General features: G+C 43.3%; 11 protein-coding genes and 1 riboswitch. Of the genes, 4 read left to right on the top strand and 7 right to left on the bottom strand.

What is annotated here, in order from left to right:
* Positions 1–107: 107 nt before the first annotated feature.
* Positions 108–1,478, bottom strand: coding sequence for an alanine/glycine:cation symporter family protein (locus A3712_RS16455; RefSeq protein ID WP_063524308.1), 1,371 nt, complete (start codon positions 1,476–1,478; stop codon positions 108–110).
* 129 nt (positions 1,479–1,607) lie between these two features.
* Positions 1,608–1,727, bottom strand: a riboswitch (glycine riboswitch).
* 529 nt (positions 1,728–2,256) lie between these two features.
* On the opposite strand from A3712_RS16455, the gene A3712_RS16450 reads away from it, so the two are divergent.
* Together A3712_RS16450 and A3712_RS28630 are read left to right on the top strand one after the other, a co-directional pair.
* A complete protein-coding gene (locus A3712_RS16450) occupies positions 2,257–2,991 on the top strand; it encodes a hypothetical protein (RefSeq protein WP_063524307.1) in 735 nt (244 codons plus the stop codon).
* Between the two features lie 310 nt (positions 2,992–3,301).
* A complete protein-coding gene (locus A3712_RS28630; RefSeq protein ID WP_269451429.1) occupies positions 3,302–3,436 on the top strand; it encodes a hypothetical protein in 135 nt (44 codons plus the stop codon).
* Positions 3,437–3,575: 139 nt separating this feature from the next.
* On the opposite strand, the gene A3712_RS16445 is transcribed toward A3712_RS28630, so the two are convergent.
* The 6 genes from A3712_RS16445 to A3712_RS16420 form a co-directional block, all read right to left on the bottom strand.
* Complete coding sequence (locus A3712_RS16445) at positions 3,576–5,117, bottom strand: alanine/glycine:cation symporter family protein (protein WP_063524306.1); 1,542 nt, start codon at positions 5,115–5,117, stop codon at positions 3,576–3,578.
* A 549-nt stretch (positions 5,118–5,666) separates the two neighbouring features.
* The gene (locus A3712_RS16440) at positions 5,667–6,836 is read right to left on the bottom strand and encodes an ABC transporter permease (RefSeq protein ID WP_063524305.1); all 1,170 of its coding nucleotides are present in this window, start codon (positions 6,834–6,836) and stop codon (positions 5,667–5,669) included.
* Positions 6,833–8,041, bottom strand: a complete 1,209-nt coding sequence (locus tag A3712_RS16435; protein ID WP_063524304.1) for an ABC transporter permease — start codon at positions 8,039–8,041, stop codon at positions 6,833–6,835. The genes A3712_RS16440 and A3712_RS16435 overlap by 4 nt, the downstream gene beginning before the upstream one ends.
* A 7-nt stretch (positions 8,042–8,048) precedes the next feature.
* On the bottom strand, positions 8,049–9,023 hold the full coding sequence (locus A3712_RS16430) for an HlyD family secretion protein (protein WP_063524303.1): 975 nt from the start codon (positions 9,021–9,023) through the stop codon (positions 8,049–8,051).
* 3 nt (positions 9,024–9,026) lie between these two features.
* Entirely contained in the window at positions 9,027–10,475 is a 1,449-nt protein-coding gene (locus A3712_RS16425; RefSeq protein ID WP_063524302.1) for a TolC family protein, read from the bottom strand.
* A 214-nt stretch (positions 10,476–10,689) separates the two neighbouring features.
* Entirely contained in the window at positions 10,690–10,917 is a 228-nt protein-coding gene (locus A3712_RS16420) for a hypothetical protein (protein WP_063524301.1), read from the bottom strand.
* Between the two features lie 602 nt (positions 10,918–11,519).
* Between A3712_RS16420 and A3712_RS16415 the strand changes: the two genes are divergently transcribed.
* Positions 11,520–13,172 (top strand): ATP-binding protein, encoded by a 1,653-nt coding sequence (locus A3712_RS16415; protein WP_063524300.1) that lies wholly within the window; start codon positions 11,520–11,522, stop codon positions 13,170–13,172.
* Between the two features lie 61 nt (positions 13,173–13,233).
* Entirely contained in the window at positions 13,234–13,929 is a 696-nt protein-coding gene (locus tag A3712_RS16410; protein WP_063524299.1) for a response regulator, read from the top strand.
* Positions 13,930–14,330: the final 401 nt, after the last annotated feature.

Raw genomic sequence — 14,330 nt, 5'->3', positions numbered from 1 at the left:
GGGGGTAATTATTTAAGTAATGTTTTAGTTAATTTACTTTTCTGGTTAACTTAATAAATAAAAAGCCCGCATTAATTTCGGGCTTTTTATTCTAACAATTATCTCACTTAAGATTTTACTGCGTTATAGTCGCTTGAAGTGCTAAGTGGTTTGAAAAACAGTTTAGTTTCCTCGATAACCACATGACGTAAGATGATAAGGCCGATTAGGTTCGGAATAGCCATTAGGCCGTTCACGATATCTGCCATTATCCAGATCATATCAAGCTTCAAGAATGCACCAGATGCGACTAGCGCAATGAAGATTACTTTGTAAGGTAAAACTGCTTTGGTACCCACCAAGAACACAACGCAGCGCTCACCGTAGTAGTTCCAACCTAAAATTGTTGTAAACGCAAAGAAGATTAAACCAACAGACACTAGCGTAGGGCCTAATGTTTCTGCGTTCAGACCAACAGCAAATGCATGAGTGGTCATCGCAGCGCCAGACAAATCAGCCTGCCAAGCACCCGTTAAGATAAGCGCCAAACCTGTCATCGTACAAATGATGATGGTATCGAAGAAGGTGCCAGTCATAGAGACAAGGCCTTGCTTCACACATGAATCTGTTTTTGCAGCCGCCGCAGCCATTGGTGCGCTACCTAAACCAGACTCGTTAGAGAATACACCGCGAGCAATACCAGATTGGATTGCCAGCATGATACTCGCACCAAAGAAGCCACCTGTTGCTGCTGTATTAGTAAACGCAGAGGTGACAACAAGAGTAACGGCATTCAGAAGTTGGTCTGCATTTGAAACTAGAACACTTAAACATGCGACGATGTACATAATCGCCATAGTTGGAACGACTTTTCCAGCCACTTTAGCGATAGATTGAATACCACCCAGTGTAACTACTGCGACCAACACTGTAAGTGCGACCGCTGACATTTCGCGTGAAGCACCAAATGAGATTTCTGTTGCATCTAATATCGCGTTTACTTGTGGAAAGGTACCGATACCAAAGCAGGCAACGCCTAAAGCGAATACAGCGAACATTATCGCCAAGATTTTTGAGCCCACTCCGTATTGCAGATAGTACATTGGGCCACCAACCATTTCGCCATTGCTATCCGTTCTGCGGTATTTTACGGCTAGTAGACACTCAGCATACTTAGTCGCCATACCAAATAACGCGGCAAGCCACATCCAGAATAGGGCTCCAGGGCCGCCAATCTTGATTGCGGTCGCTACACCAACAATGTTGCCTGTACCAATAGTTGCTGACAGCGCGGTACACAAAGCGGCAAAGCTTGATACGTCACCCGAACCAGATTTGTCTTTGCTGAACAACATTTTTAGCGCGGTTGGAAGGTGTCTAAACTGGAGTAAGCCTAAGCGAAAAGTAAAGTAGATGCCTGTACCCACGAGTAGAATAAGCAGTGGTGGTCCCCAAACGAATTGGTTGATGGTTTGTAGTGTAGCTTGTAGGTGGTTCATAAATTCCCCTTAATAAATTAGAAATTTAAGGAGAAGAGTGAAGGCAGTGCAGATCGCAGGGATCGGTAGCACCACTTAATACATACGGATTTCTAAATAGAATTCTTTTGTTAATTAAGGCTTGTTGCTTTCCACTCCTCTGTCCTTTTGCCTGAGAGTTTCACTTAGCGAATCACTTTTAGATAAGTGATGGGCACTAAGCTTGCTCCTTCGGCGACCGATTGAACGGTTCTCTCCAGAGGTTCCTCCAACGACAGTCCTCACTTTTCCGGATTTCTCCAGCATAAAGCACCTGAAAGATTCACTTCTTCGGCGGGTCAATCTAACTAAATGTTAATATTTAGTTAAAAACCACTCTCCTGCAGTCTTCATTGGAACAATTATCTGACTTATCAGATAATCTGTAGGCGTATCCTAGATCATATAAATTGTGATGTCAGCTACAAAATATCTGTTTGAACAAATGTTGTTCAACTAAATGATCAAACAACGTGACTCTGACGTAACTTGCTTATTTAAATGGTATAAAATAGAGAAACAAGGAGGAGTTATGACTCGACTAATAGCGATTGTTTTTTTATTGGCGTTGGCATTTGTACTGTTTCGTTATAGGACAAACGAAAAAGTACAAAAATGGGTGGTGATAGTTATCGTTAGTAGCTTCCTTTTATATACTGCCAGTCTAATGATTTCGGAATTAACTCGATAGCACTGTTTGGTATAACTTAATTGTTCAGTGACCTTGTAACGTTTAACATATTTTTGGGAGTACCCGCTAGTGAATCAGCAACCTGAACAAAACGAACAAGATGAAGTGGTTGTTATTGAAGAACGCGACAAGCGCAGTCAGCTCTATATCGGTATCGCTGCCGTTATTGGTTTGGCTTTTGGTGGCTTGATTGGTTCGTCAGTGACAGCTTCCAAGTGGGAATCTACTTATCAGGTACTCGAAGCTCGCTATCAAGAATTGAGTGTAAGCAAAACACAGTTGGTGTCTTCTGTTGAAGCTAAAGTGGCAGAAGTTGATACAGAAATCGATGCTAAGGTTGAAGCGGCTTTGGCCGAGCAAGCAGAAGCACATCAAAAAGAACTTCAAGATCTTGCTAAGCAATCTGCCGTGTTGGAGAAAGCAAATTACTCACTAGAGCAACAGTTAAACGAGCAGAAACAGACATTAGATAAAACAGAGCAAGATAACCAGAAACTAAACCGTCAGGCAGATATGCAGTCGGCTTTGTTTGAGCGTTCTCGCGAACTGTTCCGAAAAGAATTACAGATTTCTCAAGAACTAGAAAAGCTTGAGAAAGAAAGAGATACCATTGAGCAAAACCTAGGATCATTGAAGAAAGCGTGTGATGTTTTCTTAGATGGTACGTCTTGGGACGCCAAGTCTGACGCTTGTGAGAAGCAAGATAACGCGAATTCCCGTCTCAGTGACATCAGACAAATGATCGAAGTTCACACCATGGATCTTGAGCAAATCAAAGCCCTAACTGAAGAGATGGGTTTGTAGTGTAAACGCTAAGTCATCACTCTTTAATCTTTATTTTTAACACCTACATCATGCAAATGGTGTGGGTGTTTTTTGTTGGTGCTAAGTGGTGAGACGAATGTGCCTCTCTAATAAGGATGCTTGCATCAACCTCTCTACCATTTGTGATGGATGCTATATAGTTAACAGCTTAATGTGACTAGTTGAGTATTTGGTGATTTTGCGCGCATATTTATAGACGTTGTAAGCCTCATAGTGATTCAGTTCTGGGATGAATTCGCGGCCTGTTGTTGTTCTTTGATTAGGCCATTTGAATGGGGAGGGGGAGACCATGAACGAATATCAGTGTGAGAATTGCACTGTAGCCTATTGCTTTGATGACTGTAACTCGTCATTAACACAACGAGATATGGTTGATGTGGAAGAGGCGGTTGAACGTATACAAGTATGCCAAGATCCTGAGTAGCGTGAACAGGAAAATTTAGGTACAAAAAATCCCCACAAGCAAAGCTGGTAGGGATTTTCATTAGGCTATTGTCCTGTTCTCGCTTTCTCAAGCAAAGGGTATTACCAAAGTTTTTAGAACAGTGCTAATTAGCGAATGATTACTTTTCGTAGGTTTTGATTTCACCTGATTTCACACGAGCTACAAATGATTGCAGTTCTTTCTTAACAACAGGCATCAAGAAGTAAAGACCTAGGATGTTAAAGATAGACATTGCAAAGATAGCTGCATCAGAGAAGTCGATTACCGCGCCAAATTGGATTGTTGCGCCAATTACAACGAACACACAGAACATCACTTTGAAAACCAGTTCCGTAGCCTTTCCTTCACCGAATAGGTAAGTCCATGCTTTAAGACCGTAGTACGACCAAGAAATCATAGTAGAAAATGCAAACATGATAACAGCTAGTGCCAATGTGTATTTGAAGAAACCTGCAGTTTCAGTGAACGATGCCGCAGTTAGAGTTACACCTGTTAAACCTGAACCATCGAATGGACCTGTGTTCAAGCCAGCAATAGTGATAACCAATGCAGTCATAGTACAAATGATTACTGTATCAACGAACGGTTCTAGCAGTGACACTAGGCCTTCAGTGATTGGCTCTTTTGTTTTAACTGCTGAGTGAGCAATAGCCGCAGAACCAACACCCGCTTCGTTCGAGAAGGTAGCACGTTTCAAACCTTGAATTAACGCACCAATGAAGCCACCAACGACACCTTCACCAGTGAATGCACCTGTAAAGATTGTGCTGAATGCAGGACCAACTTGATCTAAGTTAGAACCGATAACAACCAAAGCCATACCGATATATAGCGCAGCCATCCAAGGAACGACTTTTTCTGTTACCGATGCAATAGAAGGCATACCACCAACAATCACAGAGAAAACAAGAGCCGCTAGTACAAGGCCAGTGATAACACCGTACTCACTTGGGATATCAAACGCATACGTTAGCATTGCATGAGCTTGGTTAGCTTGGAACATGTTACCGCCACCCAGTGAACCTAAGATACACATGAGTGCGAAACCGACAGCTAGTACTTTACCTAGCCCGCCTAAACCTCTTTCACTAAGGCCTTGGCTGAGGTAGTACATAGGACCACCCGAAACAACGCCTGACGGCAAAATAGTTCGGTATTTAACACCTAAAGTACACTCACAGAACTTAGAAGCCATCCCTAGAAGGCCACACAAAATCATCCAGAATGTTGCACCAGGACCACCAATCGCAAGGGCTGCACCAACGCCGGCGATATTACCTAGGCCAACGGTTCCTGACAGAGCTGTGGTGAGTGCTTGAAAGTGAGAAACCTCGCCATCTTCTTTCGACTTAGGGTCGGTGTACTTACCTTTGATGATATCGATAGCCATACCGACACGTTTAAATTGTACGAAACCAAAATAAACCGTGAAGACCATAGCTGCCAGTAGTAGCCAGCCTACAATGATAGGGAAGTTAGCTTCACCTACCGGTACACTTTTAAATATTAATCCAACGAACCATCCTGTGTATTCGTTGAAAAATCCATCAACACTTTGACTCAAGTTGCTAATAGCTTGATTAAATGATCCTTCTTCTGCAAATGCACTGGAACTAAACAATAATATAAACCCAAAAAATAATTCTCTTATGTTTTTCATGGTTTTCCCTGTCTTTTTATTAAATTATGTTTGTTTCTATTGTGTTTGTTTTATATTTCAATAGCTTAGTTATCTCTTCGGTAGCAACAAAATGCTCTGTAGCCAAGTCGAAATGCGAAATAAATATGACTATTAATCACGTTTTATATGGATATCCTTTCGGCACGTGCACCATTAAGACTATGATATTCGGCTCACCACGTCTTATTGATAACCCTATACATAAAACGAATGGCGTCAAAGAAATTTTTACAATAAATTTACAATTATTCGTGTTTTGTCGTCTTTTGGGAATAAGTTGATGATTTTTGAGTTGGAAAAAGCATATAAAATAGCAAGAGTTGCAGCATAAATAGTCTCATGTAGGCTTTGTAACTATGTTTGAAACGGCTTTTGATAAACCTGAGTTGTGATGTTTTTACCTCGGTAGACTAAATCAGGGAAGGTGGGTTTGCGGTGACTGGTCGTAAGAACTTAGGCCAGCTTTAAGGCTAAGGATAAAAAAAAGCCCTAAATTAGGGCTTTTGGGTTTTCGATGGGCTAATCGGTTCAACGGCTATGGTCGGTAGCATGGTTAACGACGCTTTTGCTCGACTTGTGGTAGAGCTTGAACGCCAATAACGATCCCCATAGAGCGACTTGCCCCCATAACAGCGTCCATTGAGATGCGACTTCTTGCCAGGAAGCGCCCATTTGGTTTAAAGCTAAGAACCCTTGAATCGCTGGTGTACTTGGGAACAATTGTGATAATAGTACGAGCCATTCTGGCATCATCTCAATAGGCCAAATAAAGCCAGAGGAGAAAATGAGCGGCATTGAACTGATCAGTACAACCACAGTCACGAGTTCTCTTCTTGGCACTAACTCTCCGACAAAAATCCCGATCAAACAGCTAGCCAATAAGAAGGGCAGCAACAAGGTTAAAATCTGTGAAATAGTGGCGAGCAAGTTTATGCCGTACATCGAAAAGCTGGCGCCGAAGTAGTACATAGATAGTAAATAGTAGATGCCTACTAAGGTGCAACAACGAGCAAGGATAAGTTTTGCTGGAGAGGTTTTACTCCAGTAACCGAACGTAGACTGGGCGTTTTGTGTCGCACCAACCAACCCGGATGCCATAGCTAAAGTTTGTTGAAGGATCAACACAAAGACAGCCGGAACCACGTAATCGATGTATCCCATACGACTATTGAAAGTAGGTTTTAGATTCAAGCTAAATGCACTGTAACCCTTGGCAGCGGACTCTAAAGGCATGCCTTCAATTAAGAGGTGGCTGACCTTTACTTGTGCCGCTAGCGTACCGCCAGCCTTCGTAAGCCCTTCAACTATAGTGCCATAAACCAAGAAGTAAGACGCATCGCCTGCATAAGAGAGCGTTGGACTTTTCCCTAGAAGTAGGTCTCTGTAGAAGTCTTCAGGAATGACGATGAACCCACCAATTTCTTGGTTAAGCACAGCCTGTTTTGCGTCAGCGATAGTGGAGTCACGGCGAACCAAATCAATTTGAGAGGTCGCATCGACCATTCGCTCCAAGTGGTAGCTACTTTGGCTCTTGTCTAGGTTCACCACTGATGCCTTCAATTGTTGAGGTACTTGATTGGCGTAGGGCAGCGGGTACAAGAATGAGTAAAAGACCACACCACCAAATACCGTCAGCAATACAACAGGGTTACGAAGAACCGCCAGTAATTCTTGTTTTAGCAATTGAGTAAAGCTCATTGATTTACTCCTTGATGTTCTGCTTGTGTCGACTGTGCTGCTTGCGCTAAGTGCTTTTTAATCAACAAGACCACCACAAGAGCAGGAACAACATACCAAAACATTGAAGTGAGCTTCATCAGTGATTGCGCAGCGCTCACACCGTAACTGGACTGAGCCGTTTGTACTTCAATGTAATGGCTAACAGGCAATAGACTTCTCCAAACTTGGGCTGCCGTATTCATGTCTGTGACAGGGAAGGTGATTCCCATAAAGGCAAAACTTGGTGCCGTAAATGCGCCAGCGAAACTCATCGCTCTTGCTGGATCAAGCGTCAAGAAGAAGAACAAGCAACCCATAATGACACAACTAATAACCGTTAGTAGCTGTGCAATGGTTAATGCCATAAAGCTGCCGTTAAATGGCCACTCCAAAAGGCGATAAAACCAAAAACTAAAGGCAATACCGAACCCCAAAAACAGCACAACATAAGGGGTCAACGTCGATGCAAGTGACTTAACAGGGGAGTGAGATAACCATGCTTTTAGCCCACGCGCCCGTACATTTGCAGTCAATATCAAAATTGTTCCCACTACAATCATGATCTGCCATAAAGCAGGAATAACGGCAGATACCAAGAACTGAGCGTAACTGGTGTTCTTGTTAAACAATGGGGTGATTTGGCTTTGTACTGTGACAGCTTGCCCCAATGCAGATTGTACCGTGGTGTCTCCGTGTGAAAGCTGTCTAACCACTTCGAGTTGAGCGTTGAACGTGCCCTGAGCTTGCAGTAGAGCCGAATTTACCAGTTTACCAATCAATATAAACTGGCTGTTGTAGAACACGGATACCTGCGGGTTGAGCCCAAGGTAAAGGTCTCGGTCAAAGTGTCTAGGTATAACAACATAGCCGTAGATATCACGTTCAATCATGGCTTTAGCTGCTTCACTTGCGGAGCTGTATTTCTGAGTGACCTGAAGGGTAGGTGACGCATCGATTAAGCGAGTAAACTGCTGTGAAATTTGGCTGTGTTCTAGGTCAACTAGGGCAACAGGCAAATCACGGGCGATGCCTTGTGAGAAGATCAGCCAGATACTTGCAGCAAGCAGCAAGGGTATCCAAGTTAAGCACGACAGTAGCCACTTGTCTTTACGAAGAATAGCCCACTGTCTAAGCAAATTGCTTTTCGCTTTGTGATGCTCTGGGAAGTGAGAATTAGCAGACATACGTCACCTAAAGCTCAACCACAAGGCTCATACCCATGCGCAGTGTTTCGCTTGTATCTACAGGGCGTGCTTCTACTTCAAATGTACGTAAGTCAAAGCCTTGCGCAGCATCGGTTGAACGCCAAGTTGCAAAATCACCCATAACAGCAATATGCGTCACTTGGAAAGTCAGCGACTTATCTAAAGCGGGTAGGTAAGCTTTAAATTGTGCGCCTTTCTCAAAGTGCTTGAGCATATCTTCACGAACGTTAAGAACCGCCCATGCGTCTTTAGTATCGATCACAGTGACAACTGGAAACCCTTGTGGCGCTAACTCACCGCTACTCAGTAGCACTTGAGATACCTCACCGCTGAACCAGCTGTGGATCTGTGTGTCCTTTGCATAAGCTTCGACTTCAGCAACTGCACCAGCGGCCATCAATGCTTTTTGAGCGGCAGCCACTTTGGTCTCATCACGAGCACCTTCCTGTGCTAGCTGATACATCTGGAAAGCTGCGCTTTCTGTATATTTTGCTGCTTGCCACTGTGTCTTGGCTTCATCACGCTTTTGCTCCGCGACTACGCCATCGTTGTAAAGGTTGTTTACTCGCTGGTAGGTTTTTTCCATTAAATCAGCGGCTGCTTTGGCTTTCAGCCATTGGTCTTTGGCAGCTTGGATTTGTTGAGTTCGTGCGCCATTTTCTGCTTCTTGAGCCAGAGCACCAGCCGCTTTTTCACCTGCTTTAGCTTGTTCTAACTTTGCGTCAATTTCTGGGCTCAGAAGAGAAAAGATCAATTCACCTTTCTCAACAGAGTCGCCTTTGCGCACAAATACTTCGTCAATTCGGCCTGGCACTTTTGAAGAGATACTGTATTGCTGAGCATCGATTTGGCCTTGAAGCTTTACGGGCTGAGGTTGGTACGCTTGGTAAAAACTGTATCCGACCCAGCCAACAATGCCGATACCAACTATAGATAGGAGAAGAGGCTTAATAGGTTTCATGAATTATCCTTTTGACTGGCTAGCGGTGTCTGTTTTTGAGTCGAAATCAGACGTGACAGAAGAAGTTAAGTAGCTCGCATAAGCATTCATTTCGCTGCTGAGCGCTAAAAGCTTGTTGAGAGAGATAAGGTATTTAAATCGTGCAGCAGATTGCTGTGTTTTGATGCTCGCAAGGTATAGCTCAGCGTCAACCACCTCTAACGAGTTAGAGAGCCCTTGAGTGAAGGCTTTTTTGCGAAGTAGCAGATTCTCTTGAGCTAGCGATAAGCTAGAGTTTAGTCCTTGGACTTCTTCAATAGCTTGGTTTGCTTCGAGATAGGTCTTTTGCACCAACACGGTTAAATCTTGCTTCGCTTGCGACTTTAGGAATTTAACTTGCGATACTGCACTGTGCGCAGCCGCCACTTTGTCTGAACGACCTGAAGTGTCGAGTAGTGGCACGTTAACACCGATTCCGACTAACCAATCTGGTTTCATTTCGCTGGCGAGTGAATCGTCTTCATAGAGGTTGTAATCTCCGTATAGGTAAACCTCTGGGTAGTACTTGCCTTTTTCTGCTTTGATTAAGCTACTTGCTTGCTTCTCTTTCGCATCGAGAATTTTTAGGCCCGGATAAGTCATCAATGTTTGATCAATAAACACATCCATATGAGGTAGGTTTTTGTTGATAAACAGTTGCTCAGAAGGTTCAACGCTTTGGCTTTGACCAAGAATTTGGGTAAGGGCTAATTGAGCAATCTTAAGATCATTTTCAGCTTTGGTGCGTTCCACTACCGCTTTATCTAGAGAAGCGTCTGCTTGTAGGCGTTCTACTCGTGCAATTTGACCTTGTTGCTCAAGCTTAATAGCAAAGTCACGATGTTGAGTTAAGCCAGCTTCGACTGCTCGACGCGTTTCTAAGACATCTTCAGCTAAGATCACTGAGAAGTAGTATTTGCTTAAGTCTTCGTAGCGAGCCTGCTTTTCCATCAAGAGTTGGCTTTGTGCTTCTTCGCTTTTACCTTCAGCAGCCGTTTGTGCCGCGGTAATTCGACCACCTGTAAAAATAGGCCATACTGCACGAATAGAAGAACTGAAGATATCTTGCTCGGTAATAGTTGAGGTAATGCCACCGAGCGCACTGATAATTTGAGGAGGAACAGGGAGACCAATAGAGGGTACACCACTCAAGCTGTCAGCGAACTGTTCACCATTGATGGTCACATCACTATCAAGGTGAGTGTAGTTAGCACCGAGCGTCACTGAAGGCAGGTTGAGGCTTCCAGTTGCATTTTGGAGGTGTTGATAACGCTCAACATTAGCTTGTTGAGACGCAAGAGAATTGTTGTTCTCTTGGAGAATTTGCCATGCCTCAGAAAAAGTGAGCGGGGCTGCATAGCTTGACGTACTGATAGTACCGAAAAGGATACTGGCAATCGCAAGGCATCGGAATGTCGGTTTGGTCATCTGCATTAATTACCAAATTAGAGTATTAACTCTAATGTTAACAGGGGGATCATCATTTGTCTTGAACAGATTACCTCATGTGGGCAAATAACCTAATCAATCGTTAACACAATGTGAATGCTATTGAGGATTTAGTGGCTTAAGACAAAGAAACAAAAAAAGCACGACCAATCGTGCTCTTTAAGTTCAGTATAGAAGAAATTACTACAAATTGCGGGTGCTATTTAAAGCTTGGGCAATGGTGGTCAGCGCGCCACACCAAATGTCTTGAACTTTGCATCGTTTGTAATAAATCTCTACCTGACATTTGCGGGAAAGCTAACAACACTTTTAGATCGAGAGGGGAAGTCTCGTTCTTCTCATATGCTCTGACATGAGTAAAAGTCGATTGTAAGTTTTTGAACAGCATAGCCTTTGTAAGGCAGATTCCAAAAGTATCGCGTTTCATTGTCTGGTTTCCTTTTCAACAATGTTTATACGTTATGTTTTTATCCGGTTTCTATCAGGCGTTGCCATTGAGCGATTGCTGAAGCTCTTCCTTATTGGTTATAAAGGGTTGTTTTGTCAGTTACTTCCTATCTAACGAATCACTGTTGGATTGTTAGTCAAATATTAATAGTGCGGAATGATGCACATTAGAGATAAGACAGCTCGCCCTTCTTTTTTGGCTGACAAGTCCTGTAACTCAAAAAGTGTTGCCTGTTTGTTAACTGCAAAATGAGTGCAAACCGTGGTCTTCAAACAAAGACTCGTCACTCAGCAACGTTAAATTCCTGCATATGCAACCATTATAATTGAATTTATTTTGAACAACCTAAAAAACACCTAAAACCTTAGTGATCTAGCTCAATATTTGTTCGAATATTTAAGCTTTTCACCTAATCCGTTCTAAAAACGAACGATTGGCGCGAGTATCGAACATAAAGGGATATCAATTATTAATCTGGTTATTTATTTAGTTGCGCAATAGTCACAAATTCGGATTGGCGTAAAGGTGCTTTGATTAACTTAGTGTTAACATTGCTAGCTGAGCACTAGGGACGGATTTATATGAAATGGAGTAGTATCAGCTTCAGAAAAAGGTTGCTGATTATCATGACGGTCACTGGCCTTGTTGAGCTGTTGATACTTTCAGCAGCAGGCTTTGCTTATATCAAACAATCTCAAGAGCAAGAGATGGGCTTGAAAGCGCTCGGTGTTGCTGATTTCCTTGCTGAGTCACCGCTTGTGACACGCATTATTCAAGAAAATGGAACCTTAAACTCGAACGGTACCCCTCATATTCTTTCTGAAGAAACCCAAGCCAAATTCCGAAAACTTACTCAGCTGATTGGTGCTGCATTTATCGTTGTCGGTGACGAAAAGGGCGTTCGTTTGATTCACCCCTATGACGACAGGCTTGGCAAACCAATGCGAGGAGGCGATAACCAAAAGGCTTTGGTGCATGGGGAGTCTTATGTGTCGACCGCGAAAGGCTCTCTGGGTTTTTCAGTACGTGGTAAATCAGCGGTAAAAGATGCTGATGGCACGATAATTGGTGTTGTCTCGGTCGGTTATCTTTTAGATTCCCTCCAAGACAGAATTGAACCTTATTTGGCTTTTTTGATTGTGATGGCATTGCTGGTGGTCGCGGTCAACGCTCTTATTTCAAGCTACGTTTCTCGTCGTTTTCAACGCGCTATTTTGGGGTTTGAACCAGAAGAAATAGGCCGCTTATACGTAGAACTTGATGTGACCATGAGTACCGTGAAAGAGGGCATTTTAAGTATCGATAAGAACGGTATTTTGCGCTCAATAAACAAAAGCGCCTGCGATATTTTATCTATTGACAGAGAATCCGCCCTTAATCAACAGCGCCTTTCCGATGTGTTGGTTGGCAGTGACTTGGAGCAGCTGCTATCGACAGGTAATAGTGATCATGACGTCGAGCTGTATCTCAATAACAAACGAATCATCGCCAACCGAAGCACAATCATTGTAGAGGGTGAAGTGGTAGGGGCGGTATCCAGTTTCCGATTGCGCGATGAGATTAGTGATTTAACGGATCAGCTTTCCCAAACAAAAGAATATGCCGATTTATTGCGCTCACAAACTCACGAGCATAAGAACAAGCTAAACACGATCAGTGGCTTGATCCAGATGGGTGAATTGGAATCTGTTCAGCAATTGATTGGGCAAGAAACAGCGCACTATCAGAGCCTTATCGAGTTCTTGAGAGAAACGGTAAAAGATCCACTGATTGCGGGTATGCTGCTAGGCAAAACCGAGCGCGCACGTGAGATAGGCTTAGAACTCAAAGTTGAAGAGGGGTCTAGGCTAGAGGCATTGCCAAGTTGGCTGAACGCTGATGACGTTGTCACTATTCTTGGTAACCTGGTTGACAATGCTTTTGATGCGACGATGGCAGCGATAAAACAAGAGGGGCAGATTGTCCCTTCACGTCGAGTGATTGAAGTGTCTATCAGTGATTTTGGCAACGAGATCATCGTGGAAGTGGAAGATAAAGGATGTGGATTACCCAAACATTTAGCGACCGATGCGCTGACTGAAAAAGGGGTGTCGAGTAAAGCCAAACAAAACCGCGGTGTCGGCTTGTATTTGGTTAAGCAGCTCACTGACCGCTATCAAGGGCAATTAGAAATGGTCGACAACAACGACTTTGGCTCGCGCATGACAGTGTATTTGCCGAAAGAAGAACAATAAAACGTGAGTGATCCTATGATGATCACCGTGACGAAAAATAATGGTTAAAGGAAGAACTTAAATGAACGCAATCACGAGAGTCATGGTCATTGAAGATGATATTGCGATTGCAGAACTTCACCATCGCTATCTAGAGCAGATGGGAGGTTTTGATGTTATTGGGATAGCGACCACCCATTCTGAAGCGTTAATGCAGCTGGATATCTTAAGGCCAGATTTAGTGCTTTTAGATGTGTATCTGCCAGACGGCAGTGGGCTTGATATTCTTAATCATGTTAGAGGTAACAACCAAGGGTGTGATGTGATTTTAATCACCGCAGCCCGAGATGTGAACACCTTACAGATAGCTATGCGTGGTGGCGTGGTGGATTACCTATTGAAACCCGTCATGTTTCCTCGCTTGGAAGCTGCGCTGAAGAAGTATCAGTCACAGCAACAAGAGTTCGAGAGTGTGTCAGATCTTAACCAAGGTTTGGTCGATAAGATGTTGCAAGCCAATGCTAAAGCAGACCATGCAAAAGTATCGACGTTGCCTAAAGGGATCGACGGAGTAACGCTCGATAAGATTCGCGCGATTTTTCAACAGGCAGATTCGGTGAACATCACGGCTGATGAGGCCGGTGAACGCATTGGTGCAAGCCGAACTACAGCACGACGCTATCTTGAGTTCTTGATTACCACCGGGGAGTTAGCTGCTGATTTGAATTACGGTACGGTGGGACGACCTGAACGTTGCTACAACAAAGCAACAAGGTAGCGTATATACCCTTCCATTAAAGAGATAACCTTTGTTCCTCATTATGTGTAAAACCAGTTGAGTAAGCTGGTTTTACTTTCTTTTCCGCCTCTCTCTAATTTCTTTTTCACCTCCTTCTACTCACTCCACAGACCAGATGCTATTCTTTCTCGACTACAATGTTCGAGAATGCAGATTTGCTTCTGTTTCAACCCTTGAGAAATCTATGGTCGATTATATTTTGTTCGAAAAGAGTCAATATTTAATCGATTGCCTTCACAGTGGTTGATGTAAATCAAATACTCATAGACAATACTGTCCCGAATAGTGGTGATAGCATTCACCCTCGTTTACCAAACGCATTCTCAAGTGTAATAGGCACTTGCTATTGATGTAATAGCCAAGACCTATTATCTATTTTC

Origin of the sequence: Vibrio sp. HI00D65 (genome assembly GCF_001635455.1) — a bacterium.
In the GTDB taxonomy this organism is placed as follows: domain Bacteria; phylum Pseudomonadota; class Gammaproteobacteria; order Enterobacterales; family Vibrionaceae; genus Vibrio.
Note: the sequence above shows the minus strand (reverse complement) of the source record. Positions and strands in the feature narration are given on the sequence as shown.

Bases quoted from the DNA above. Each gene is read 5' to 3' on its own strand.
- A3712_RS16420 (WP_063524301.1), bottom strand. From the start codon at position 10,917: ATGAAACGCGATACTTTTGGAATCTGCCTTACAAAGGCTATGCTGTTC.
- A3712_RS16435 (WP_063524304.1), bottom strand. From the start codon at position 8,041: ATGTCTGCTAATTCTCACTTCCCAGAGCATCACAAAGCGAAAAGCAAT.
- A3712_RS16425 (WP_063524302.1), bottom strand. From the start codon at position 10,475: ATGCAGATGACCAAACCGACATTCCGATGCCTTGCGATTGCCAGTATC.
- A3712_RS16440 (WP_063524305.1), bottom strand. From the start codon at position 6,836: ATGAGCTTTACTCAATTGCTAAAACAAGAATTACTGGCGGTTCTTCGT.
- A3712_RS28630 (WP_269451429.1), top strand. From the start codon at position 3,302: ATGAACGAATATCAGTGTGAGAATTGCACTGTAGCCTATTGCTTTGAT.
- A3712_RS16445 (WP_063524306.1), bottom strand. From the start codon at position 5,117: ATGAAAAACATAAGAGAATTATTTTTTGGGTTTATATTATTGTTTAGT.
- A3712_RS16410 (WP_063524299.1), top strand. From the start codon at position 13,234: ATGAACGCAATCACGAGAGTCATGGTCATTGAAGATGATATTGCGATT.
- A3712_RS16455 (WP_063524308.1), bottom strand. From the start codon at position 1,478: ATGAACCACCTACAAGCTACACTACAAACCATCAACCAATTCGTTTGG.
- A3712_RS16415 (WP_063524300.1), top strand. From the start codon at position 11,520: ATGAAATGGAGTAGTATCAGCTTCAGAAAAAGGTTGCTGATTATCATG.
- A3712_RS16430 (WP_063524303.1), bottom strand. From the start codon at position 9,023: ATGAAACCTATTAAGCCTCTTCTCCTATCTATAGTTGGTATCGGCATT.